The organism is uncultured Erythrobacter sp., assembly GCF_947499705.1.
In the GTDB taxonomy this organism is placed as follows: Bacteria; Pseudomonadota; Alphaproteobacteria; order Sphingomonadales; family Sphingomonadaceae; genus Erythrobacter.
The window spans coordinates 610,169-633,978 of sequence record NZ_CANMPJ010000001.1 but is presented as its reverse complement, the minus strand read 5'-3'; the positions used below and the strand labels follow the sequence as shown (position 1 = coordinate 633,978).

Annotated in this window: 24 protein-coding genes; 5 read left to right on the top strand and 19 right to left on the bottom strand. The window is 59.4% G+C overall.

The window, feature by feature from the left end; genetic code table 11:
• Window positions 1–232 precede the first annotated feature (232 nt).
• Complete coding sequence (locus tag Q0837_RS02830) at window positions 233–1,768, top strand: CpaF family protein (protein WP_298465010.1); 1,536 nt, start codon at window positions 233–235, stop codon at window positions 1,766–1,768.
• A gap of 12 nt (window positions 1,769–1,780) precedes the next feature.
• On the opposite strand, the gene Q0837_RS02825 is transcribed toward Q0837_RS02830, so the two are convergent.
• Together Q0837_RS02825 and Q0837_RS02820 are read right to left on the bottom strand one after the other, a co-directional pair.
• Window positions 1,781–3,412 (bottom strand): alkaline phosphatase family protein, encoded by a 1,632-nt coding sequence (locus Q0837_RS02825; protein ID WP_298465009.1) that lies wholly within the window; start codon window positions 3,410–3,412, stop codon window positions 1,781–1,783.
• Between the two features lie 111 nt (window positions 3,413–3,523).
• Complete coding sequence (locus Q0837_RS02820) at window positions 3,524–3,766, bottom strand: hypothetical protein (RefSeq protein ID WP_298465007.1); 243 nt, start codon at window positions 3,764–3,766, stop codon at window positions 3,524–3,526.
• A gap of 64 nt (window positions 3,767–3,830) precedes the next feature.
• On the opposite strand from Q0837_RS02820, the gene Q0837_RS02815 reads away from it, so the two are divergent.
• The gene (locus tag Q0837_RS02815) at window positions 3,831–4,745 is read left to right on the top strand and encodes a DMT family transporter (RefSeq protein ID WP_298465004.1); all 915 of its coding nucleotides are present in this window, start codon (window positions 3,831–3,833) and stop codon (window positions 4,743–4,745) included.
• A gap of 30 nt (window positions 4,746–4,775) precedes the next feature.
• Window positions 4,776–4,949 (top strand): Entericidin EcnA/B family protein, encoded by a 174-nt coding sequence (locus Q0837_RS02810; RefSeq protein ID WP_366519670.1) that lies wholly within the window; start codon window positions 4,776–4,778, stop codon window positions 4,947–4,949.
• Window positions 4,950–4,963: 14 nt separating this feature from the next.
• Here the strand turns inward: Q0837_RS02810 and Q0837_RS02805 are convergent, their stop codons facing one another.
• The 16 genes from Q0837_RS02805 to Q0837_RS02730 form a co-directional block, all read right to left on the bottom strand.
• Window positions 4,964–5,605: a DUF938 domain-containing protein gene (locus Q0837_RS02805; protein WP_298465001.1), complete on the bottom strand. Its 642-nt coding sequence runs from the start codon at window positions 5,603–5,605 to the stop codon at window positions 4,964–4,966.
• A 2-nt stretch (window positions 5,606–5,607) separates the two neighbouring features.
• Window positions 5,608–7,170: a fatty acid--CoA ligase gene (locus Q0837_RS02800; RefSeq protein ID WP_298464998.1), complete on the bottom strand. Its 1,563-nt coding sequence runs from the start codon at window positions 7,168–7,170 to the stop codon at window positions 5,608–5,610.
• Between the two features lie 97 nt (window positions 7,171–7,267).
• Window positions 7,268–7,714 (bottom strand): ABA4-like family protein, encoded by a 447-nt coding sequence (locus Q0837_RS02795; RefSeq protein WP_298464995.1) that lies wholly within the window; start codon window positions 7,712–7,714, stop codon window positions 7,268–7,270.
• Window positions 7,715–7,717: 3 nt separating this feature from the next.
• Window positions 7,718–8,542: an NAD(P)H-binding protein gene (locus Q0837_RS02790; protein WP_298464993.1), complete on the bottom strand. Its 825-nt coding sequence runs from the start codon at window positions 8,540–8,542 to the stop codon at window positions 7,718–7,720.
• Window positions 8,535–9,707 carry a deoxyguanosinetriphosphate triphosphohydrolase gene (locus tag Q0837_RS02785; protein WP_298464990.1) on the bottom strand — a complete coding sequence of 391 codons (1,173 nt, stop codon included), beginning with the start codon at window positions 9,705–9,707 and terminating at the stop codon, window positions 8,535–8,537. Before Q0837_RS02785 ends, Q0837_RS02790 begins: the two co-directional genes overlap by 8 nt.
• A 327-nt stretch (window positions 9,708–10,034) precedes the next feature.
• On the bottom strand, window positions 10,035–10,739 hold the full coding sequence (locus tag Q0837_RS02780) for an aspartate/glutamate racemase family protein (protein WP_298464987.1): 705 nt from the start codon (window positions 10,737–10,739) through the stop codon (window positions 10,035–10,037).
• Between the two features lie 76 nt (window positions 10,740–10,815).
• A complete protein-coding gene (locus Q0837_RS02775; RefSeq protein ID WP_298464984.1) occupies window positions 10,816–11,796 on the bottom strand; it encodes an alpha/beta hydrolase in 981 nt (326 codons plus the stop codon).
• Window positions 11,793–12,806, bottom strand: coding sequence for an SO2930 family diheme c-type cytochrome (locus Q0837_RS02770; protein ID WP_298464982.1), 1,014 nt, complete (start codon window positions 12,804–12,806; stop codon window positions 11,793–11,795). The genes Q0837_RS02775 and Q0837_RS02770 overlap by 4 nt, the downstream gene beginning before the upstream one ends.
• The gene (locus tag Q0837_RS02765) at window positions 12,803–13,993 is read right to left on the bottom strand and encodes a parallel beta-helix domain-containing protein (RefSeq protein WP_298464979.1); all 1,191 of its coding nucleotides are present in this window, start codon (window positions 13,991–13,993) and stop codon (window positions 12,803–12,805) included. Before Q0837_RS02765 ends, Q0837_RS02770 begins: the two co-directional genes overlap by 4 nt.
• Window positions 13,994–14,052: 59 nt before the next feature.
• The gene (locus Q0837_RS02760) at window positions 14,053–15,576 is read right to left on the bottom strand and encodes a hypothetical protein (RefSeq protein WP_298464976.1); all 1,524 of its coding nucleotides are present in this window, start codon (window positions 15,574–15,576) and stop codon (window positions 14,053–14,055) included.
• Window positions 15,577–15,648: 72 nt separating this feature from the next.
• Window positions 15,649–16,041 carry a hypothetical protein gene (locus Q0837_RS02755; RefSeq protein WP_298464973.1) on the bottom strand — a complete coding sequence of 131 codons (393 nt, stop codon included), beginning with the start codon at window positions 16,039–16,041 and terminating at the stop codon, window positions 15,649–15,651.
• Between the two features lie 46 nt (window positions 16,042–16,087).
• Window positions 16,088–17,485 carry an NAD(P)(+) transhydrogenase (Re/Si-specific) subunit beta gene (locus Q0837_RS02750; protein WP_298469734.1) on the bottom strand — a complete coding sequence of 466 codons (1,398 nt, stop codon included), beginning with the start codon at window positions 17,483–17,485 and terminating at the stop codon, window positions 16,088–16,090.
• Window positions 17,486–17,676: 191 nt separating this feature from the next.
• On the bottom strand, window positions 17,677–17,958 hold the full coding sequence (locus tag Q0837_RS02745; protein WP_298464971.1) for a proton-translocating transhydrogenase family protein: 282 nt from the start codon (window positions 17,956–17,958) through the stop codon (window positions 17,677–17,679).
• Between the two features lie 3 nt (window positions 17,959–17,961).
• Window positions 17,962–18,723 carry a hypothetical protein gene (locus tag Q0837_RS02740; RefSeq protein ID WP_298464969.1) on the bottom strand — a complete coding sequence of 254 codons (762 nt, stop codon included), beginning with the start codon at window positions 18,721–18,723 and terminating at the stop codon, window positions 17,962–17,964.
• A 17-nt stretch (window positions 18,724–18,740) separates the two neighbouring features.
• Window positions 18,741–19,862 (bottom strand): NAD(P) transhydrogenase subunit alpha, encoded by a 1,122-nt coding sequence (locus Q0837_RS02735; RefSeq protein WP_298464968.1) that lies wholly within the window; start codon window positions 19,860–19,862, stop codon window positions 18,741–18,743.
• 15 nt (window positions 19,863–19,877) lie between these two features.
• A complete protein-coding gene (locus tag Q0837_RS02730; RefSeq protein WP_298464966.1) occupies window positions 19,878–20,000 on the bottom strand; it encodes an aa3-type cytochrome c oxidase subunit IV in 123 nt (40 codons plus the stop codon).
• 243 nt (window positions 20,001–20,243) lie between these two features.
• On the opposite strand from Q0837_RS02730, the gene Q0837_RS02725 reads away from it, so the two are divergent.
• Window positions 20,244–21,677 carry a sigma-54 dependent transcriptional regulator gene (locus Q0837_RS02725; protein WP_298464964.1) on the top strand — a complete coding sequence of 478 codons (1,434 nt, stop codon included), beginning with the start codon at window positions 20,244–20,246 and terminating at the stop codon, window positions 21,675–21,677.
• Between the two features lie 151 nt (window positions 21,678–21,828).
• Window positions 21,829–22,608: an SDR family oxidoreductase gene (locus Q0837_RS02720; protein ID WP_298464961.1), complete on the top strand. Its 780-nt coding sequence runs from the start codon at window positions 21,829–21,831 to the stop codon at window positions 22,606–22,608.
• A 5-nt stretch (window positions 22,609–22,613) separates the two neighbouring features.
• Here Q0837_RS02720 and Q0837_RS02715 read toward each other — a convergent pair whose 3' ends face one another.
• Window positions 22,614–23,762, bottom strand: coding sequence for an alkaline phosphatase D family protein (locus tag Q0837_RS02715; protein WP_298464959.1), 1,149 nt, complete (start codon window positions 23,760–23,762; stop codon window positions 22,614–22,616).
• Window positions 23,763–23,810 lie beyond the last annotated feature (48 nt).

Below are 23,810 nucleotides of genomic sequence, written 5' to 3'. Positions count from 1 at the left end.
CGTTCGCGAAGGCTCTATCAAGGAAGCCTTAACCAAAAACTACCAAGCAAACGCGGGGTTCGAGGCGCATGGCAGCGACCAACCTGTTAGGTAATGCAATCAGGGCTAACCGGACCACCAGACCTTAGGGAAAAAATAAGGTTTCCCGAATATTCACCAAATCTCGAGAGGCGATGTTCGCTGTATGGCGGACATGTCCGTTTGGATATTTTGAGGCCGTGGGGGCTTGGTAATGAGCGCATTTGGCAAAAAAGGCGGAGCAGGCGGCGTAAAGGGTGGCCGGCCCGCTTTCGGTGTTGCACGACCCATGAAGGGTGCGCGCGGATCGGACGATGCGCAGGGTGGTGAACAATTTCCGCCGCTTCCGGATGAAGAAGAGGCTCCCAAGCCAGCAGCACCAAAACCCGCTGCCAAGCAGTCGAGCGGCAATGCGACCGCCGATGCAATGGATCGTCTGGCCGAACGCGCCAACGCGATCAGCGAAGCCAATTCCGAAACCGGCGGTTTCGAAGCCAGCGTCCACAAGATCAAGGAACAGGTGCTTCCGCGCCTGCTCGAACGTGTTGATCCCGAAGCGGCTGCGACACTTTCCAAAGAAGAGCTGTCGGAAGAATTCCGCCCGATCATCATGGAAGTGCTGGCGGAGCTGAAGGTCACGCTGAACCGCCGCGAACAATTCGCGCTTGAAAAGGTCCTGATCGACGAGCTGCTCGGCTTCGGTCCGCTCGAAGAACTGCTGAACGACCCGGACGTGTCCGATATCATGGTCAACGGCCCGGATCAGACCTACATTGAGAAAAAGGGTAAGCTGACCATCGCGCCGATCCGGTTCCGCGACGAACAGCACCTATTCCAGATCGCCCAGCGCATCGTGAACCAGGTCGGCCGCCGCGTCGACCAGACCACGCCGCTTGCCGATGCCCGTTTGAAAGACGGTTCGCGTGTGAACGTCATCGTTCCGCCGCTGTCATTGCGCGGCACCGCAATCTCGATTCGTAAGTTTTCCGAGAAACCGATCACCTTGGACATGCTCAAGGAATTCGGCTCGATGAGCGACAAGATGTGTACCGCGCTGAAAATTGCCGGTGCGTGTCGTTTCAACATCGTGATCTCGGGCGGTACGGGTTCGGGTAAGACTACGATGCTCAACGCCTTGTCGAAAATGATCGACCCGGGTGAGCGCGTGCTGACAATCGAGGACGCCGCCGAACTTCGTCTGCAACAGCCGCACTGGCTCCCGCTGGAAACGCGTCCGCCTAACCTTGAAGGGCAAGGCGCGATTACCATTGGTGACCTCGTGAAGAACGCCCTGCGTATGCGTCCTGACCGGATCATCCTGGGTGAGATTCGTGGCGCGGAATGTTTCGACCTTCTCGCCGCCATGAACACGGGCCACGATGGTTCGATGTGTACGCTCCACGCCAACTCACCGCGTGAGTGTCTGGGTCGTATGGAAAACATGATCCTGATGGGCGACATCAAGATCCCGAAGGAAGCCATTTCGCGCCAGATCGCGGAATCGGTCGACCTGATTGTACAGGTGAAGCGTCTCCGCGATGGTTCGCGCCGGACCACCGACATCACCGAAGTGATCGGGATGGAAGGCGACGTCATCGTCACCCAGAACCTGTTCAAGTTCGAGTATCTCGACGAAAGCGAAGACGGCAAGATCATCGGCGAATTCCGCGCCGCTGGCCTGCGCCCCTATACGCTGGAGAAAGCTCGCCAGTACGGCTTCGATCAGGCGTTTTTGGAAGCCTGCCTCTAAAGTCCAGTTGCCTTAATCGGCTTCGTTAAGACGCCGCTCGACCTCGGCGAGGTATTTTCGTGCCTCTTCCTTGTTAGTCGCCTCGAATTCTGGCGGCTCGATACCCTTGGCCTTGAGCATTTCCGCCGACCCGCCGATGATCGACACTTGCAGATCGTGAAGCGGCTCCTCAGGACGCTCGATCACAGCATCCTCCGGCAATGGAGGAGCCACAACCGGCGTCCATTCTGAGGCCGGGCGCGGTTCGGGTGCCGTAAACACATCGGTGAACATTCCATCCGATTGTTGTCGGTCGCTGATCGGGGGGAACTTATCCGGCGAAGTCTCTGCGCCCCACTTGGCCTGCACCGTATTCAGAAACGACGTGTGCATCATCGGTTCGTTGATGACTGTGTTGGGTGCGATATGGGCCGAGATCATGATCATTGGCACACGCATCCCAGAGCGTGTGAAATCGAAACCTTCCTGATGCTCAAGGTCGCCAAGATCGGGCGGCTTGATATCTGTGAGCGGGTGCACATGATCAGCGCAGCCACCATGCTCGTCAAATGTGATGATCAGCAGCGTGTTCTGGGAGGTATTGCCCTCTTTCCCGTTCGAACCGGGCTTGCCCATGGAATCCTTGACCGCGTTGTAGACCTTTGCGACCAGCCTTTCTCCGAGCAAGACCGCGCCGACATCTTCCTTGCCATCGATCAAATCCCAGCCCGCAGACGACGGATGGTAATCGTTGTGATCGAAAATGAAGTCGGGCTCCAGGAAGGAATAGCTGGGCAATTCGCCATGCTTGCAATCGTGGAAGAACTTGTCGAGCGAGTGAAAGTGAAACTCGTGCCGGTCGAGCGCGTGGAAATGGATCAGGTTGGTCAGCGAGACGACGGGAGTGTCGTGATAGACCTTCCAGCTCAAATGGCTGTTTGAATCGCTGATCTGATTGAAGATCGTGGGCGCACCATTGTGCTTGAACCACTCGCCAAACGGGGAGTTATTGACCCGTCCGAACGATGTGCCCGCATGCCAGAATGCGCGGTTGCACCAGGTCTGACTTGGCACCGAACAATGCCAGTGATCGAACACAGCAAAATCGCGGGCCAAAGTGGCGAGGACCGGCAGGGCATCGGGATCGAAGCAGTGCATGATCTGGCTGTAGTTCTTGAAGCTTTGCGGGTTGTCCTTGGGCTTCGACACGGCCTCGCCAAGCTTTTCGATATAGTCGGTAACAAAGCCATCCATTGAAGGTGTGGGAAGCGGCCTTTCAGGCGGCAGGTTGTAAGGCGGCGAATTCGTCGGCTTCCCGTTAGTGTTCGGCTGATTGAACAGCTGAACATTGACGTGATAGTATTCCTCACCCGGATCGGGAAACGGCTGTTTGTAATCGGTCGTCTTGGAAACGAAGACCCGGCCACTCCCGTCTGGCGGTTGGTCCTTGGCATGCGCAGGAACCGGGTTTGACCAATCTTCGGGAACGCCTTCGAACGTTTTGCCCGCCATCGGATTTCCTGTGACACCATCCGGATACAGAAAGCCCAACAAGTTATCGAGCGAGCGATTTTCCATCATCAGAACAACCACATGATCGAACTTTTCGAGCCGTGGATCTACTTCGCCATGAGCCGCAGATTCGCTGGATCTATCGCCCGCCATTTCAATTCCCCCCGAAATTATCCCGAGAGAAGAAGTATTTCATATTTCTGTCTGAATAAAGGCGGTGCCTGCAATTGTCGCGTAAAAGCGATTATTTGTAGAGCAGGGTTACTATAGGTTTCCAAGCACCACCGGCAGGCTCATTGCCAGCATCCCCCCGCCAATAATCATGCAGCCGACGAAAAGTGGGGTCCACGGGACCCAGCCGACTTGCTCAAGCCGCTCGAGCGACCGGCTCTTATTGCGCCGCCGCTCCATAAGCGCGCAGAATGCGGCCAACACCCAAAACGCTGCGCCTGCCATCGCAAGGATCGAAGCATCGCTTGAAAGCGCAATCTGGTTCAGCAAGTCCATGGTGCGAGCGATTTAGAGCGCCATTCCGGTTGCGCAATCCCCTCCCCTGCTTCAAGCGCCGCGAATGGACGGTTCGATCGCCAATCCTCGCCCCATGCTAGCCATTGGATTGCGATTAATCACTGCGGTGGTCTTCGCGACGATGGGAATGTTGGTGAAGCTGGGCGGAGAGCGCGGCGTTCACCTGGTCGAGATGCTTTTCTGGCGTCAGATCATTACATTTGCTCTGATTACAGCAGGGTTGGTCCTGTTCGGAAAGCTGGCCACCTTGCGTACCAATCGTATCAAGAGCCATGCTGGTCGTGCCGCACTTGGCGGCTTTTGCATGTTCTTCGTCTATGGCGCTGTGCTGTTGCTGCCGCTGGCTGAGGCAACCACGCTGTCATACACAGCACCTTTCTTCGCCGTGGTCATTGCCGTGACGATGTTTGGCGAACGCGTCGGCCTTTATCGTTCGGCAGCGGTCCTGATCGGTTTCTCCGGGGTCATGGTCATAATGCAGCCGACCAGTATGGGGGAAGAGATCACCCTATTCGGCGTTTTCGTGGCTTTGGCCGCTGCAGCCATGGTGGCGGTAATCAGTTTTCAGATTCAGGATCTCAACAAAACCGAAAGCCCCTGGAGCATCATCTTCTGGTTTACCGCGTTGTCGACGCCTGTATTCCTGATCTTGATGCCTTTTTTCGCGAGCGCGCACGCGGCCGAAACGTGGCTCATCATTATTGCAATGGCGCTATGCGGTGCGCTTGCCCAGATCTTGCTCACCAGCTCGCTGCGGTTTGGATCGGCGGGGGTGATCCTGCTGATTGACTACACATCGCTGCTCTGGGCGACATGGTATGGGTACAGCGTATTTGACCGCGCACCGCCCAGCACATTGTGGCTCGGCGCACCGCTCATCATTGGTGCGGGGCTGCTCATCGCATATCGCGAACGTTTGCTCGCACGCGAAAAGACAGGTTCAGTTACTGACAGCTAGCGCCAGCTACTTGAAAGGAATACCACCACCATGATCCGTAAGAAGACACTCATGGCCACAGCGCTCGCCGCACTGACGCTGACCAGCGCCGCCTGCAACACCGTGAAAGGCCTCGGTGAGGACATCAAATCGGTTGGAGAAACCGGCGAAGAAGTGATCAGCGAGGCTCCGACCGAAGGTGCGGACGTTCAGGATGCGCGGTAGACCGAGGTCGGCCCTTACTCCTTGAAGTGAGCAAAGATGTCGTCCACCGGCTCGGCCTCTCCAGTCTGCCGATATACCAGCATCAGGTTGTTGGCGGGCATTTCATAGCGCGCAGTGCGGCTGAAACCGCGAAAGGTCGCGTGCTTTTCCAGCGTCTCGACCTCGCGAATGCCCCATTCAGGGTTGCGCGCCCTCAGCCCTGCGTCGAAATCCACGTTCGATTGCGCCGTCTTGACTCCTTGTTCAATAAACGGACCGTAGAGGATCAAAGGCGCGTCGCTACCGTTCAGTACGTGTGACGCGGCGTAAAACAGCCCGATTGTCGAGCGCCACGTGCTGATATGCACCATGTTGATGCACAGGATGGCGTCGGCGCGCCCTATAGGCCATTCCCCCTCGCGCGCATCAAGCGCGACCGGTTCGCGCAGGTTCACCCCTTCATAGTCCGCGCGATAGGCCTTGATCGACGCCAGAGCCTCCAAATCCGGATCGCTCGGCTGCCAGGCAAGAGCGGGCATATGCTCGGCGAAGTAAACCGCATGCTCGCCCGACCCGCTCGCGACCTCCAGAACCGTCCCCCACTCAGGCAATTCGTGCCGCAGGACCGAAAGGATCGCCTCGCGATTGCGCAGTGTGGCTGGCGAATGCTTCTTCACACCTAGCTGACCTGCCGTTCCTGCCCTTCCCAGTAGGGTTCGCGCAGCTGTCGGCGCAGGATCTTGCCTGACGGGTTGCGCGGCATTTCGGGGATCACATCGACGCTTTTGGGAGCCTTGAAAGCGGCAATCCGTTCACGCGTATAGGCGATCACTTCGCCTTCATCGATCTCGGAGCCCGGTTTGCAGACCACGCAGGCTTTTACTTCTTCGCCCCATTTCTCGGACGGCACACCGATCACCGCCACTTCGGCAATTGCCGGGTGCCCAAAGATCGCATTCTCGACTTCCGCCGGATAGACGTTTTCGCCGCCCGAGATGATCATGTCCTTAATGCGGTCCTGAATGTAGACGTAGCCGTCCTCATCCATCACGCCCGCATCACCGGTGTGGAGCCAGCCGTCGTCATCGATGGTGCTGGCGGTGGCTTCGGGCAGCTTCCAATAGCCTGCCGTGTTCGACGGTGACTTAATGCAGACCTCGCCGATCTCGCCGCGCGGCACTTCTGCGTTATCCGGTCCGCGCACTTCTATCTCTGCCCCCGGCACGGCTTTGCCTGCCGAGCGCATTCGCTCATTACCTTCGAGGACGTGATCAGACGGCGGAAGGATCGAGATCGTGCCGCTGGTCTCAGTCATACCGTAGGCTTGCAGAAAGCCCGCATTGGGCATGGTCTTCACCGCTTGCTTGAGCAACTCAAGCGGCATCGGCGCAGCCCCGTACATCAGGTATTTGAGATGGCTGAAATCGGTCTCCGCCGCACGCGGATGCTGCACCACCATCTGCAAGGCAGCCGGAACGATGAACAGATGGGTCGCACCGTTCTCAATCGCTTCCAGCACGCCGACGGGCGTAAACTCGGCCTGGATGAGGTTCCGAATGCCGTTGGCGATGCCGATGTTGATCAAGCCCGTGCCACCAATATGCGCGCAGGGCATGGCGATCAGCATGCAATCATCGGCTTCAAAGAAGTTCCACTCCAACCCCGCTTCGTTGCCCGGGTTGCGAAGGCCGAGCAGGTTGGCGTTGGATAAAACCGCGCCTTTGGGATTGCCGGTCGTTCCGGAGGTGTAGAGCTGCAGGATTGGCTCATCCGCAGTCGGCGGGGAATAGACGGTAGGCTCTTGAGAGGCAGCCAGCGAATGTGCGGCGCTGACGCTGATCACTTCGGGTTTGGCGGGAAGGTCCGCAGCCACACCGCTCGCCGTTTCGACGAATTCCTCACCTGCAAACACCAGCTTTGCGCCGGTATCGTTGAGGATGTACGCAATCTCCGGCGGAGCGAGCCTCCAACCGACTGGCACCATCACCGCGCCCATCCGCGCCGCAGCGAGATAGAAGATGCAGTAGCTATCTTCATTCTTACCGAGCCAAGCGATCCGGTCACCCTTGGTGATCCCCTTTGACTGGAAGACTCCGATCAATCGACGGGTCAGCGTATCAAGATCACCATAAGAGGTGATCCGGCCTTCCTGCTCAAATGCCGGGCCGTCGGGGCGCTTTTCAGCCCAGAAGTTCAGGATTTCGTCGAAGGTAAAAAAGTCGTGATGGGCGTTGTTCGCCATGGCCGTGCTCTCTCCCACAAGAGGTTCGTTGGCAAAGGCTTAGGCCAAGAGGCACGCACGCTCAAAGCTCTTTTGCGCTAGGCCGTGCACCTGCCCCTTAACGAAGTCGTCCGCTGGAGCGCGCATAGGGCTCGCGCACTATCAGCCAGATCAGTAAGCCAAGCGGTCCGGCGAGGAAGGTCGCCAGCAATATCGGTGCCTGCACGATGCGCGAGAAGAACTTCGCATCCGCATCGCGTGCGATCCACAAGCCAACAAACAGGTCGAATGCGAGGTAATGCGTCCAGCCGATCGTCACGCCGACATCGCTGGAGAAAATCGAGCGTACACCTTCGATGGTGGTAAAGTCTGCCCCGCCCTCGCCCGCCGGGATGAACCCGCTCAGCACGCCGATCAGACAGATCGCATAGATCAGGCAGAGCAGACCAACTCCAAGATAGGTCAATGCGGAAAGCAGAGCAGGCCAACGCGGCAGAGCGATAAGCGCCACCCACGCAATCAGCGCCAGCACATTGACCGCGCTGAAAACGAAGTTCCAATCCAACGGTCAGTCCTCTTTCGGAGCGTGACGCTCTACCGCGTTGCGCCATTCACGGGCGGCGCGTTTCATGCCTTCGTTGTCATGTGTGAACCGGCCCGCAGCCTTGCGCATCCCGAGACCCAGGGCAGCTTCTGCGACGAGGTCGGCGTCGATTGATCGGTACATCGCCCACTTTTGCGGCAGCAGCGGATCGGTGATCGGGCTGGCCACCATGGCCAGCTTTTCGACCAGCCGGAAATCGTCCTCCCGAACGCCTCGCAGCAGACCGGGCCGCAGAATGTCCAGCCGCTTGAGCCCAACCTTGGAGATCAGTTTCTCGGTTTCGCCCTTCACGCGAAGATAGAAGTTCTTCGACATCGGGTCCGCGCCCGCAGAGCTAACCAGCACCATGTTGGGCACTCCAGCCGCCACGGCGGCCTCGGCGGTGGCAATAATCAGGTCCTGATCGACAGCTCGGAAAGCATCTTCGTCTCCGCCGACCTTGCTCATTGTCGTGCCGAGAGCGCAGATCAGAGATCGCGGCTGCACTGCTTCGAGAACTTCACCCCATTTTTCCGATTCCGCGACGAACATTTCCATCCGGGCGCCATCGGGCAGTTTGGCCTCACGCCGCGCGATGCCGACGATCCGCGCTTCATCGCTGGCGCTGGCGATCTCGATCACGCGCGTGCCAATCAGCCCGGTGGCGCCAACCAGCCCAATTCGCGTCGGGCCTAACTTGACCGCAACCGTGCTCGGTTCAGGCTGCTCGTTAGGCGAATAGCGTTCATTCTTCCGCCGGAAATCCGGCTTGTTCTTGCCAAATTCGAGCGCTTTCCGCCGGTCAGACATTGGTGAGCCCGCTTGGTTGCTCGCCATAAATTGCCGCGCAGGACTGCATGGCAAATCGGTCACTCATGCCGGCGATGAAGTCGGCGATCATACGGGCTCGGTCCGGCTGTTCAGCGGGCAAGCGCTGCCGCCACTCATTCGGCATAAGCGTCGCATCCTGCGAATAGGCCGCGAACAGCTTCGCCACCACATCTCGGGCCCGGGTCGCTGCCGATACCTGTTCGGGATGGTAATAGAGCTTGTCGTACATGAACTTCTTGAGCGCCCGTTCGTGTTCTGTCATCGCAGGCGAAAAGCCCGCCAATTGCTGGCCAGCCGCGCGAATTTCGGCGACCGACATGTACCCTGCGACCTGGGCATTCGTGTACTCAAGCACATCATTGACCATCAGGCCAATTTGATCGCGCACAAGCTCGCGCAATTGGCGCTCTCGTGGGGCATTGGGAAAGCGTTTTTCGACCGCCCGCCACTGCTGTGCGAGGAAATCCAGTTCGAGCAGGTCGTCGAGGTCCAGAAAGCCCGCACGAAGGCCATCGTCTATGTCGTGATTGTCATAGGCAATGTCGTCCGACACCGCTGCAATCTGCGCTTCCAGAGATGGCCAGGCACTGAATTGGAGCGGGAAGGCCGCGTCGAGTTCGGCCAGCGCCCAGCCCGGCTCTGTGATCGGTCCGTTGTGCTTCGCCAAGCCTTCCAGCAGGTCCCATGTCAGGTTCAGCCCGTCATGTTCGGGATAGGGCGATTCAAGCCGCATCACGGTGCGTAACGCCTGAGCATTGTGGCAGAAGCCGCCATGCGCCGTCATCGCGTCAGACAATGCATCCTCGCCCGCATGACCGAACGGCGGATGGCCCAGATCATGCGCGAGGCACAGTGCTTCGGTCAGATCTTCGTCCAATCCAAGCGCGCGTGCCAACACCCGCCCGATCTGCGCGACTTCAAGGCTGTGCGTCAGTCTGGTGCGATAGTGGTCACCATCGGGGGCGATGAAGACCTGCGTCTTCGATTTCAGCCGCCGGAAGCTCATCGAATGAATGATGCGGTCCCGGTCGCGCTGAAAATCGCTTCGCGGCCCGCGCTGTTCTGCGCCTGCATTGCTGCGCTGCACGCCAAATTCGCGTCCGCCATGCTGGGCGGGATCGGCGGCGTAGGGGGCGCGGGTCATGCAGCTTGAGTTAGGTCAGCGCTTGGCCACCCTCAACGGGAACAGATCGGCAACCTACCTCAAAAATCGCCAATAGCCGTGGACAGACACGGCCGTTGGCACGTGAACTTGCACAGGTTGAGATCGTGAGGGTTGATTGGGACCGCTCCCGGGTGTGTGGGGTGAGAGCGGCCCCAAGGGCCAACGGTGCGACCCGAAGACCCGGAACTTGCTCGTTACATTTCGATGACAAATTCCGACATCGCAGCTACGCGTGGCTCGGACCGGACACACCCGGACAAATGCCAGGTTTCGGCAAAACGTGTTTCAGCGTGGACGGGCCGCAGACTAATTCACCGCTTCTTCTTCGAGCACCCAGTCCGCCGCCGCGCGGCAATGGATGCGGGTGGAATCGAACACCGGCAGGACATTGGCATCGACATCGACGACCAGCGCCAGCTCGGTCGAAGCCAGGACAATCGCTTCGGCGCCTTCCTGAGACTTGTTGGTGATGATCGTCTTCATCGCGCGTTCTGCATCGCGCGTGACCTTACCGACCATGAGCTCTTCATAGATGATCTTATCGAGCATCTCGACGTTCGCCATGTTGGGGGGCAACAGGTCGATGCCGTGCGCGACCAGCCGTTTACGATAGAAACTCTCGGTCATGACATTGCGCGTACCAATTAGCGCAGCGCTCTTGTGGCCCGCCTGTTTCAGCGCCTTTCCGACATAGTCGGCGATGTGCAGGATCGGGATATCGACCGCCGCAGCAACGTCATCATAGAGTTTGTGCATGGAGTTGGCACCGATGATGAGCGCTTCGGCCCCCGCCCCTTCCAGACGCTTTGCGCTTTCACACAAGACGTCGGCCGCGCGTTTCCAGTCCTTGTCGTCGCGAAGCCCGTAGAGCTGGCAGAAATCGAGGCTCTCGATCAGCATCGGCGCGCTCGCCATCGGGGCAGCGCGTTTCTGCACGATACGGTTGATGCGGTCGTAATACATGCCGGTCGACACCCAGCTCATGCCGCCGATCAGGCCCAATTTGCGCACGGAATTTCCTCGAATCCAAAAGGGGGAAGAGCGCCGGTTTAGCGACCAACCCGAACCGCCGTCCATAGGCGGCAGACTATTGTTCGGATTGAGTGTCTTGGTTGGTTAATTCGAGGTTAGCGAGCCACGATTTGAAGTCGGCAACTGATGCATCGGCGGCTTCTTCCATCGGAAGATGGGCCACATCGGGATATATCACCGTGGTGTCGTTTGCCAGATGCTCGGCATACCATTCGGCGCCGCTTACAGGTGTAACCCGATCTTCTTCACCCCAGATAATCAGCGCTGGCATCGGCAAAGCTGCGATATCAACTGGATCGAACGGACCACCTCGGGCGGTGTTTGCGCGATCAACCACTGCCTGGCGATTGCCGGGATAGCGCAAAAGCTCCCAGTAGCGTTCGACCTCTACGTCGGAAATGGATGCAGGATCAGCGACCGCATCTTCCAGACTGGACCGCACGAGACTGCGCGGTGTGACAGTCGTCATCAACGAATTCAGCACCGGGGTCTGAGCAATCTTCGCACCGAGGTAAAGCCGCTCTTCCTCCTTGTTGCGTGGTGCGCCGCTAGCGTTGAGCAGCGCCAATCCAGTCACACGGTCTGAGTGTTCGATAGCATAGGCAGTCGACACCCATCCGCCCATCGAATTGCCGGCGAGAACAAACCTAGCGAGCCCGAAATGATTTGCTATCGCGTCGACATCCGCGACGAAGCGCTCCTTCGAATAGTCGCCATCGGGTGCCGGTCCTGTGAGGCCATGACCAACCTGATCGTATCGGATGACGCGATATTCCTCACTAAGGCTCTGGGTCCATTCGTCCCAAGTATGAAGGCTACTGTTCGCGCCATGCAGCAGGATGATGGCAGGTGCATCGCGCGGCCCCTCATCGCGTAAATGTACGGTAAGTCCAGTTGCAAGCTTTACAAACTGCGAAGGCTCATCGCCATACTTGGCCCGCATCTCTGAGGCGTCGGTATCAGGTGTACGGAACACGAGGAACGCGATGACCAGTACGGCCGCCAACGTAAGTACGATGCGTATGAGCCACTTCACGATGTAGGCATCCCTTCGATCCATTTGCGCAGCATTGCCACGCCGTCCTCGTCAACGGTGCCCTTGCCCAATTCCGGCATAGCAACACCCGGTTCAGTCGAACTCATTCGGTGGATTAGGATCGACGCATCGGGATTACCCGGCGCGATGGAGACGAGATGTCCTCCTGACCCACGGCCTGCAGCAACAGGCGGCTTCCGGATACCGATCGCATGTGGATCATCCTGCTCCCACCGCAGGTCGAGGCCGGAGTTGGACGCGCTGCCGCCCGGCTGATGGCAATGCGCGCAGTTCACGTCGAGATAAGCGCGGGCAAGATTAGCTGTATCGGCATGCGCGCGGTCATTCCAATCGGGCAGCGTGTCTACGTTCTCAGTGATTGTGACCATGCGTTCTGCATCGACAAGCTGCGTCAGGAATTCTCGCGAGAGGTTCCGCGCTTTCGGGCCGATGGGAATGACCTCACCGTCCTTGCTGTGGCAGGTCTTGCACTGATTCTTGTTTGGGATGCGGTAACTGATCTCGCTGCCATCGGGGCGCGTGATCGGCAGCCGCGCACCGGCCAAAGCCAGCGTCGCGTCAGTTTGCTCCGCATTCCAGCGATAGGGCAGCGCCAGCCACCCATCGGCGCGGTGGAGCAGCACGCGGGTCTCGATCAATTGACGCTCCGCCCCCTCGCCGAATGCGAACGTCTTTATGATCGCGCTACCCACGGGGAATTCGAGCAGACCGTCTCCGTCCGCCTTCAGCACTTCTCCGTTCGGCACATAGATAAAACGCAGCTTTTCGGCCCCGTCCGAATAGAGCGGCGTGTTGAGTTCATACGGCACTGCAGTGGTCGAAACCTGCTTGCTCGGCACAGTGAAGAACCGGAATTCCGACAGCGCACGCGGCATCCCGTCAAAAATTGCGGCATCGTTCACTGACGCGGGTGAGCGCGCCGAGGTGTGCGAAACCGCCCCGGCGAGCACCGTCAGTGCCGCAGCAAAGGTAAGCAGCGGACCCTTCATTCGAGCGACGCGACCATGTCTTCAGGAAGCACAACCTTGGGAAGCTCTTCCGTTTCGCCTGCGATCACCGGGTTGATAACCGATGGATTCACCTCCGTCAGAGGCTGGCCTACGCGGGTCAGGCCGAGCGAGAGAATTGGTGTCGGATCTTCAACCGCCAGTTCTTCGTGCAAACCATCGGTCATGATGTGCGGCAGAGTGCCGCCCGTCATCGCGGCCAGTTGCTCGCCGCCGGGGAAGTCCGGCGCGTTGCCCCCTGTGCCATAGATATTGCCGCGCACCACAACGTCGACCGGGCGAGGCTGGTAGCGATCATCATTGTAGTCCTGCGTGTAGGCGATCAGCATCACGTGGCTGGTGGAATTGTTGACCAGCGCGTTGTCGAGCACTTGCACGCCTTTGTTGGCCATCACCATCACCCCTGTACCCGCAGGAACGCTGGCAACGATGTTGCCTTCGGGTGCGAAGTTATCGGTGTTGTTGTCGATGATCGCATTGCGCGCGACGAGCACCGAGCCGCCGCCGACCTTGGGCAGCCCTGGCAAATCGAACACCAGAATGCCGCCGGTATTCTTGGTCGTCAGGTTCTCGGTGACCTCGGCAAAATTGCTGTTCTCGATTTCGATCCCGGCAACATTCTCGACCACGCGGTTGCGCCGGACGATGATGTTCTCGGACTGACCGACATAGATACCGGCATCCGAAGCACCGCGCACATAACTGTCTTGCACCAGAATATCGCGCGCCTCGACCGGGTAGATCCCGTAGGCACCGTTGGTAGCATCCGGTCCATTGGTCCATTCGACCCGGACCGCATGATAGACGATCTGATCAGCACCCTTGGATTTGATCCCGTCGCCCTTGGCATTCTCGATCCCGAAATTCCGCAAGGTCACGCCGTCGGATGTGACGAGCAGCCCCTCGCCCGCTCCCGCCTGATTGGTGAAGTCTAGCACGCTGGCGTTCATGCCCGCGCCTTTGAGCGTGACATTGTCGACATCGAGGCTGAGCCCATCGGTCATCTCGAACCGGCCCGCTTCGAGCAGGATCGTGTCACCCGGCTCGGCGAGGATCAGCGCCTCCTGCAAACGTTCCTGCGCGCCTTCGCCGGCGGCAATCGTATGCGTCTCGGCTAGCGCGGGCGCAGCGGTGATCAGCGCCAGCGCCGCAAGTATCAGTCGGATCATTAATGTCTCCCTCTCCCAAACGCATAGTGGCGCAAGACAGGGCGTATGATCAATAGGCGTTAGGGAGCCGTTGCCTCGCGCAGCCCATTGAGTGACAGGAGCCGCCCGGGCGAAAAGGCCAAAGACGCGCGGAAAGCATCGGCTGCTTCGGCCTTTCGGCCCAGCTTGAGAAGCTCCTCACCCAACAGTTCATAACTCGGCTTTTCGATCGCTGGCGGACCGAAAACCACCGGCATCGCGACCTCTTGTTCGGCGTTAGTGCGCAGCGCAGCCAGTCCGGTCTCCGTATCCCCGGATGCGAGCAGCACCAGCGCGTCACCCTGTTCGACGATGCGCTCGTTCCAGGCTTGCAGACCGGTCTCATCGGGCATTTCCTCGGGCAGCGCCGCGAGGATTGCAGCGTGGAGTTCCTTCATCTCAGACAGCGCTGACGACGAGGCAGCGTGGTCGCCCCGCGACTGAAGCAGCGCGGCATAGGCCATATCGAACCGCGTCTTAAGGTAGCGCCCCTCCGGCAAATCGAACCCTTCGGGCCAGTCCCCGCTCGTCACACCGGTGTAGAGCGCAATCGTGCTGAAGCTGCTGGTCGCCGAACGGTATGCGCCTATCTTCCCGGTGGATTGATCCCCGGCCAATTGCCTGATCGCCTGGGCGCGGCAACCATCGACAATAGCGCTCGCATCCTTGCCCTGTTGCACCAGCGCATAGGCGAGCCATTCATTGTAGTGCCCGCAATACGTCGGACCGAGTCCGCGCTGGGCTAACTGGCCATCGACCACCGCATCGGCATTGATATTGGCAAGTTCCGACGCCTCCCAATCCGCCAGCGCATGGAAGATGTGGCTCACCATGTGCTGCGCATGCCCTGCGTCTGGCGCGACAGTCGCGTAACGCTCGGCCATACGCTCGCCCAAGGGGGCATGCACCGGGTCGTCATAGGAATGGATCAGATAATGCAGGATGCCGGGGTGCATCGGGTGGGTCATGAAACCCGGTTCGAGCAGTCCAGCGGCCTCCATATAAATCGGGATCTGGCGCCCTCCGTGCGACGTGCCGAGGATCGCCAGCCCTGTGAAAGCGCGCGCATCCACATCGGATGGATAGGCTTCGTGCAGAACCCGCATCTTGGCGAGGTAGAGGTGATCCCGCTCTTCCTTCGTGCCTTCCCCATAGAGAGTTTCGACCGCGTCGAACCACATTACCTCGCGCGGGTCACGTACCTTGTCCATGCGCGCCTCGCGCGTCGCCCCAAGTCTTGCAAGGATAGCCCGCGCGGCATCGCGATCCTGCTCCTCCCAGAGTGGGTGGTTGTGAGTCATCGCCTCGCCCCAATAGGCCATGGCGAAGTCCGGATCGGCGGCCTGTGCCGCCTGAAAGGCAGCAGCGGCGCGGGCGTATTCAAAGTTGTGCAGCAGCGCGAGGCCGCGCAGGAACTCAGCCTTCGCTGCCTCGGTGGCGCTCACGTCGAAGACCATGAACTCGGTGCCAACTTGCTCGGCGTTGGCTTTGGCGGTTTGGGCCCCGGCAGGCTGAGCCAAAACCGCGCAACCAAGCAGCAGAGCCGGAACTATTCGCATGATCATAGGTGCCTCCGTTTTCGCCGCACACAGTGCGGCATTCACGGGGAGGTTTGCAAGCACTTGTCGCTGGAAAGGCTAAAGCCCGAGGGTCCCGATCAGGCTATCAACACCGCAGCGCGCGCCGACCACTGCCAGCGCTTCAACTGCGGCCTCGTCATCAACCCGGCGGAGGCGAGACAGAGCATCGCCGGGTGATGTCGGCAAACGGCTCTCACCCTCTTCTGGGCCGAGCTTTTCAAGCTTACGCAATTGCGAAATGCTGAGCCTGTCGACGAGTTTGGGCGCCATACACGCGGCCATGGGCACCGGAACCCCCTTCGCCAGCAACGCATCCTCGACCCGCTCCTCGGTCACCTGATTCATCAGACCACCGTCGCGAAACACCAGCCATCCACCGACGGCGAGCAGCGCTATCGCCACAAGAATCCCCGTGAACCGAAACGGACGTGCGTTTGCACTGACAGCCATGTAATTCCTCCTGGCGACCCCTCACCAGTCCAGTCGAGAGACAAGCTCAGTCCAAAGCCTTGACGATTTCCTCAACCATCTTCTTCGCATCGGACAGCAGCATCATTGTCTGGTCCATATAGAATACGTCGTTATCCACGCCTGCATAACCGACGCCGCCCATCGAACGCTTGATGAAGAACACCTGCTTCGCCTTGTCGACGTCAAACACCGGCATACCATAGATCGGCGAAGATTTGTCGGTCTTCGCTGCCGGGTTCACCACGTCGTTCGCGCCGATGATGAAGGCCACATCAGCCTGCGCGAATTCGGAGTTGATATCCTCAAGCTCGAACACTTCGTCATATGGCACATTGGCTTCAGCCAGGAGCACGTTCATGTGGCCCGGCATGCGGCCCGCGACGGGGTGGATCGCGTATTTCACGTCCACACCCTTTTCCTTCAGAGCGTCGGCCATTTCGCGCAGGATATGCTGCGCCTGCGCCACCGCCATGCCGTAGCCGGGAATGATGATGACCTTCTCGGCCTGTTCCAGCATGAAGGCAGCATCGTCCGCGCTGCCCTGCTTGTAAGGGCGCTGCTCGCGGGCTTCGCCGCTGCCACCGCCGCTATCATCCGCGCCAAACCCGCCAGCGATCACGCTGATGAAGCTGCGGTTCATCGCGCGGCACATGATGTAGCTTAGGATCGCGCCCGACGAACCGACCAGCGCGCCGGTGATGATCATCGCCGTGTTGCCAAGCGTGAAGCCCATCGCCGCCGCCGCCCAGCCGGAATAGGAGTTCAGCATCGACACCACGACCGGCATATCGGCTCCGCCAATAGGGATGATGAGCAGGAAGCCGATGATGAAAGCGAGAATGGTGACGGCGATAATCAACTGACCCTCACCCGCTCCTGCCGCGCCGGACATCGCATAGGCCGCGATCAGCCCGAGGATCGCCGCAAGCGTACCCAGATTGATGAAGTGCCGCCCGGGCAGCATGATCGGCGATCCGCTCATCCGGCCCGACAGTTTCAGGAAGGCGATGACCGAGCCTGAGAATGTAATCGCGCCGATGGCAATCCCAAGGCCCAGCTCAATCCGGCTGACAACCAGGATCTGCCCATCGGCATCGGTGATACCGAAGGACGCCGGGTCAAGCCATGCAGCAAGCCCGACCACAACTGCGGCCAAGCCAACCAGCGAGTGAAAGCCTGCGACCAGTTCCGGCATCGCCGTCATCGCGATCTTGCGCGCCACCGTGATACCGATGATCCCGCCGAGGAACATCGCGATGCCGATCTCTGGCAGGGTGGCAACGCTGTGCGTGACCAGCGTGGTTACCACGGCGATCAGCATGCCGAGCATACCATAACGATTGCCTGCACGGCTGGTGGCGGGGCTGGAAAGCCCGCGCAGTGCGAGGATGAAAAAGACGCCTGACGCGAGGTAGGCGAGCATCGCCCATGCCGGGGTGCCGGTATCGCCGGTTGCCGCGTGAGCGGGGGTGGCGGAAAAGAACATCGTCATCGCGAGAAGCGAAGCGACGAAGCGATCCATCGACCGACCGAAAAGCCGTGAGGGCAGATGATGGATTGCCGCAGCGACTGCGTCGCTTCGCAATGACGAAAAAGGAGCTGAAGTGCCCATCCTCACTTCTCCTTCTTCTTGTACATTGCGAGCATTCGCTCCGTCACAGCAAACCCGCCGAAGATATTGATGCTCGCGAGCACCACTCCGAACAGGCCGAGATATTTCGCCGCCGGGCTACCCGCCTCAGCCGCCGCAATCAGGGCACCGACGATAATCACGGAGGAAATCGCATTGGTCACCGCCATCAAGGGCGTGTGCAGTGCCGGAGTAACCGACCAGACCACGTAATAGCCAACGAAACACGCCAGCACGAAAATCGAGAGGATTGAGATGAAGTCCATGGATTAGCTCGCTGTTTCGACGAATGCTGGCAAATCGCTCACATAGAATGTGCCACCACTGGTTCCAACAATGAATACCGTGGGATCGACCTGAACATTTAGTGTTCCTAAGCCGTTTCGGATTGTTACTTCCGATACGCGCACATTCAGCGCGGTTGGCATTTCTGGTGTAGAATCTGGGCTGCGATTCATCCACCCATTATATCCACGGCCATTGTCGTATTCGATGCCAATCTCGCGTTTGCGTTGGCTCTCGGGATTTTTAAGGTAGAAGGAAAAACCGCGAAAAACTGGGAATTCCGACGGAGCTACCTTTTCGTAAGCGGCTGGAGCGTAAAGATCTTTTGCCTTAGAAAGGTTGCCGCTTGGGGTAAGCGCACTGCCATACTTGTCGAAAACAGAAAAACGTTTGTCAAAGACACCGTCACCATCCTCGTCCACAAGGCAGGGACGCTTATCGAGCACAGGGATAAACAGCGATTTCGAAGTGTGACCAGTCGATTGATCCTTCAACGTACAATAGGCAGCTTGCCCATCAGCTTGATAGACCTTGAAAAGGATCACGTTGGCGTTGAGTTGTTTCTTCTTTTTGATGCGAGCTGGTTCTTTCAATCGCACGGCTTCATAAGGTAGCAACCTCTGGACCAGAATGGGTTCGCCAGACTGATAAGTGACCGACCCGATTTCAGTTGTCGGTTCAAGCGTCCAGACTGAATACAGTTTTTCGGCGTGAGCGGGTCCTACCAGCCCAACCGCAAGCGCCATTGCCCCCAAAATCGATCTCACGAAGTCAGCCTCTCATTCACCACTTCCCCGCCCTTCGTCAGGCGGATCGCGTCGCCGATCTCTTCGTCGAGTTCCGGCTTGCCCGCCTCCTTGTCCCAGAAGGCGGAGAGGAAGTTGAAGTGGTTGCGTGCGAACAGCGCTGAGCTGTCGGCTGGCAAATGCGCAGGCGTGTTCGAATAGCCGATGATCTTCACGCCGTGCTTCTCGACCAGTTCGTCTGGCTTGGAGCCTTCGACATTGCCGCCTTGTGCAACCGCGAGATCGAAGATCACGCTGCCCGGCTTCATCGTCGCGATCTGTGCATCGGTGATCAGCACCGGAGCCGCGCGTCCCGGGATTAGCGCGGTGGTGATGACGATGTCCTGCTTGGCAATGTGTTCGCTGACGAGCTTGGCCTGCGCGGCCTTGTACTCGTCGCTCATTTCGGTCGCGTAGCCGCCCGAGCCCTCACCTTCGATGCCAGCCACATCCTCGACAAAAATCGCTTTTGCGCCAAGGCTTTCGATCTGCTCCTTGGTGGCCGACCTCACATCCGTGGCAGAGACCTGAGCCCCCAGACGCCGCGCGGTCGCAATCGCCTGAAGCCCGGCGACGCCGACGCCCATGATGAACGCTTTGGCCGCCTGAACAGTGCCAGCGGCCGTCATCATCATCGGGAAAGCACGGCCATAGGTATCGGCCGCTGCGAGCACGGCCTTGTAGCCAGACAGGTTCGACTGGCTGGAAAGCACATCCATGCTCTGCGCACGGGTGATGCGCGGCATGAACTCCATCGACAACGCCTCAAGACCCGCCTTCGCATATGCCTCAACGCGGGCCTTATCTCCGAAGGGATCGAACAGCGCCGCGACCCATGCCCCGGCCTTCGCACCTTTGAGATGCGCCACATTGGGGGCCTGAACGCCGAGGATAATATCGGCATCCTTCACAGTCGAAGCCGCATCGCCAATCACCGCGCCTGCATCGGAAAACGCATCATCGGTGATGGAGGCGGCGAGGCCAGCTCCCGCCTCAACCGCAACCTCATTGCCCAGACCGATGAATTTCTTGGCCGTTTCGGGCGTCGCGGCAACCCGCGTTTCGCCCTCGGCGCGCTCCTTGAGGATGGCGATTTTCACTGTGTTTTGGCTGCCTTATTCTGCAATCAGCATAACGACGAAAAGCGTAATCAGTGCGATCAAAGGCACGGACCATTTGAGCGTGGCGATGAAACCGCCATACGTCTTTTCAGCTTTTTCGATGTCGTGAGTCGCCATGACGCGATCTCCCCCTTTGGAATGTCAAACGGTGGACCCGGCAAAAGGTTGCCAGAAAACTAGTGCGCATGCCCGTATCGAAGGCGCAGGCGCGCTTCAAGCCTCCACTATTGCCAGTTTTCCCAAACTCCCCCGAACACGCGCAACAGCCTTAACACCGTCTTTACTCGTAGCCCTTAAACGAAAACGACGTTTCACCCTGGGACGGATTGGCCAGGGCGGTTTGAGGATGCTGCGACGATCATGTCCGAGCTGGAATCGCGCGAAGATACGCGGCTGGTTATGCTGATCGACGATGAGCCGGCGCAAAGCCGGTTGATCTCGGCCATCGCCGCGCGCGAAGGCTGGCGCACAATTGTAGCCAGCGACGCTGAAACCGCGATTGCGATCCTTGGAACCCGCGAAGGCATGCAGCTTTCCGCGATCCTGCTCGATCAATGGGTTCCGGGCGACGACGCCTGCACTCTGATCGCAGAGCTTAAAGAACGCCGTCCGGCGCTCCCGATCCTTATGCTGACCACCAGCGCCTCTCCGCTTCTCGCAGTCGAAGCGATGCGCGCAGGTGCGAGCGACTATCTTGTCAAACCAATCTCGCCCGAACGCCTGATGGAGGCGCTGCGCACTGTCACCACCCGCGAAGCGCCGCGCAACGAACTCGCCCCGCTGACCGAGAAGATGTCGGCGAGCCTCGATTTTGATGCGATGATCGGCACCGCGCCGAAATTCCGCACCGCTCTGGCACAGGCTGCCAAGGCCGCACGCGGACATGGACACACTCTGATCGAAGGCGAAAGCGGCACCGGCAAGGAAATGCTGATGCGCGCGATGCACGCCGCGAGCCCGCGCAGCAAAACCGCTTTGCGGATCATCAATCTCGCCAGCGTTCCGCCCAACTCAATCGAATCGGTTCTGTTCGGGCACGAGCCAAATGCCTTTCCGGGAGCATTCGATCGCCAGATCGGCGCGATGCAACACTGCGATGGCGGCACGCTTGTGCTCGATGAGATCGACCGACTTGGCAAGGAACAGCAGGAGCGCCTTGCAGAATCGCTCGAAAGCGGGATTGTCCGCCCGGTTGGTGCTGCGCACGGCTTTCGCGTCGATGTGAGGCTCCTTTCGGCAAGCAACATCCCGCTCAAGCAATTGGTGAGCGGCGGACATTTCGACACCGGACTTGCTGACAAGCTCTCCGCCACGCGGATCGTGCTACCTCCGTTGCGCGAGCGACCGGGCGATATTCCCGCCCTAGCCCGTCATTTTCTGGGCCGCATCGGCGAACAGCCGGGCCTCAAGCACCTTTCGGTGTCGGACAGTGCGCTGAGCCTGCTCTCCGCCTATGATTGGCCGGGCAATGTCCGCCAGTTGCAGTCCGTTCTCTTCCGCTCAGCGGTCTATTGCGAAGGCAACACCCTGACCGCAGACAGCTTCCCCCAATTGTCGGAGCTGATCGGCGAAACCGACGGAATGACATCGACCAGTTCGCACGACGGGGTCGGCATCATGCTCTACACCGAAGACGGCAATCTGCGTCCGCTCGAAGAAATCGAAGCCGACGTGATCCGCCTCGCCATCGGCCATTATCGCGGCCGCATGACCGAGGTTGCGCGAAGGCTCGGGATTGGACGTTCGACGCTCTACCGCAAGCTCAGCGATCTTGGGATCGACAACGCAGCTTGACGCGGCGGCTGCTCTACAGCTAGCTGAATACTGAAATTCGAGGAGTTAGTTAGATGGGCCAGCGTAACCGCTGAAACGCGACACAGTCGCGGAACTTGTTTCGGACCCACATTGTCCGATGCCCTTTCCTATCTGACCCTTGAGGTATCTTATGCAAAAATTGAACAACACGCGCTGCGTGGTCACCGGCGGTGCGCGCGGTATTGGCCGCGCGATCTGCGAAGCTTTCCAGGCCGAAGGCGCCACCGTCCTGCTCACCGACATCGACGATGCGCCAGGCCAAGCGGCGGCAGACAAAATCGGCTGCGACTATGCGCATCTCGACGTGCGCGAAGAGGCGGATTGGGATGCAATCCAGCAGCTCTGGCCGCAAATCGATGTGATGGTGAACAATGCCGGCGTTACCGGGTTCGAAGCGGGCGTCAGCCCGCACGACCCCGAAAACGCGTCGCTCGAAGACTGGCGCGCGGTCCATGCCGTCAACACCGATGGCACGTTCCTTGGCTGTCGCTATGCTTTGCGCGCAATGAAGGAGGCGGGGAGCGGGTCGATCATCAACATCTCGTCGCGCTCTGGCCTTGTCGGCATTCCCGGCGCCTCAGCCTATGCAGCATCGAAGGCGGCGATCCGCAACCACAGCAAATCGGTCGCGCTATATGCCGCGCAGCAGGGTTGGAAAATTCGCTGCAATTCCGTCCACCCCGCGGCGATCCTCACCCCGATGTGGGAACCAATGCTCGGCGACGGGCCGGACCGCGAAGAACGCATGGCCGCACTCGTCGCCGACACGCCGCTCAAGCGGTTTGGCAGCGTCGAAGAAGTCGCGGCGACCTGCGTGTTCCTCGCGAGTGAGGACAGCGCCTATATGACCGGAACCGAACTTACGCTGGACGGCGGCCTGCTCGCAGGCTCCGCCGCCTCGCCCGGGTAGCTCGCCTACCAGCTGACCGTGCGGGTCACGCGGGTCTCACCCTCGCTGCCGCGCATGCTCATCGTGAAACTGCGCGCGTCCCAGTCGATCTCGACCAAGCCGAAGTTCTCCTCCGAGATGAAATCGGTCAGGCGCTTTGGATCGGGTTCGCGCGCAGTGTTGCGCTCGGTGGAGCTAAACGAATAGTTGAGCGAAGAGCTGGTCAGCTCCCAAATCTGCTCGCCTCCAGCCGCTTCCGGTGTGTCGGAATAAATCCCGCCAGCATGGCGATCGCCTGACAGCAGCACCATGCCGCTTTCCTCGCGCCCGGCGAGCAGCTCATACAGCTTCGCGCGCTCCAGCGGCAGCGCTTCCCAGCTCTCGTAATCATGCGCGTCGGTGATCACCTGGATCGAGGACGCGATGATGCGGAAATCGGCTGGCTTTGCGAGTTCCTGTGCCAGCCATTCCCATTGCGCCTCGCCCAGCATCGTTTTTGAAGGATCATCGCTCGGCACATACGGCCCCAGCGGCGGGCGCTCTGGCGTGTAGGCCATCCGGTCGAAGTCGGAGCGGAAGAAACGGGTGTCGAGCGTGATGACCTGCGTGCGCTTGCCCTCTTCGCCGAACATGCGGCTTTCATAGATACCGGGGCGCGACTTCACTTCGTGAGATGACCCCCAGAAGGTCTCGAAGATCGTTTCAGACCATTTGCGATAGGCGAAACTCGCACCGCCATCGTTGAAACCATAATCGTGATCGTCCCAGGTGATCATCATCGGGACTTTGCTGCGAAAATCGGTCAACTCCGGCGTCTCGGCCTGCTTGGCATAGGCCGCGCGGAGCGTCGCAAGGCCGGCATCGCCTGCCCACATCTGATCGCCGTAATTGTTGTCGCCGATGAAGAGGAACAACTCGGGATCGGTTGCGGCGATCTGCGCCCACATATGCTGCGAGCGCGATTGATGGTTACAGCTGCCGAAGGCTAGCCGGGTGATGACCGTATCGGACGCAATCGAGACATTGGCAGGCGCGACCGGCAGTTCGATCTCGGACTGGAGTTTCGCGTAATACGGCGCGAGCAAGTCTTCTGACGACAATTCGACTTCGTGTTCGGCGCCCAGCGGGGCGGCGACCATAACGGCAGTGGCGGCGAGCAGGGAAAGGCGGCGCATGGACGACTCCGTAAATCAGCGTGTTCAATTCTTGTGCGCGCTCTCCAT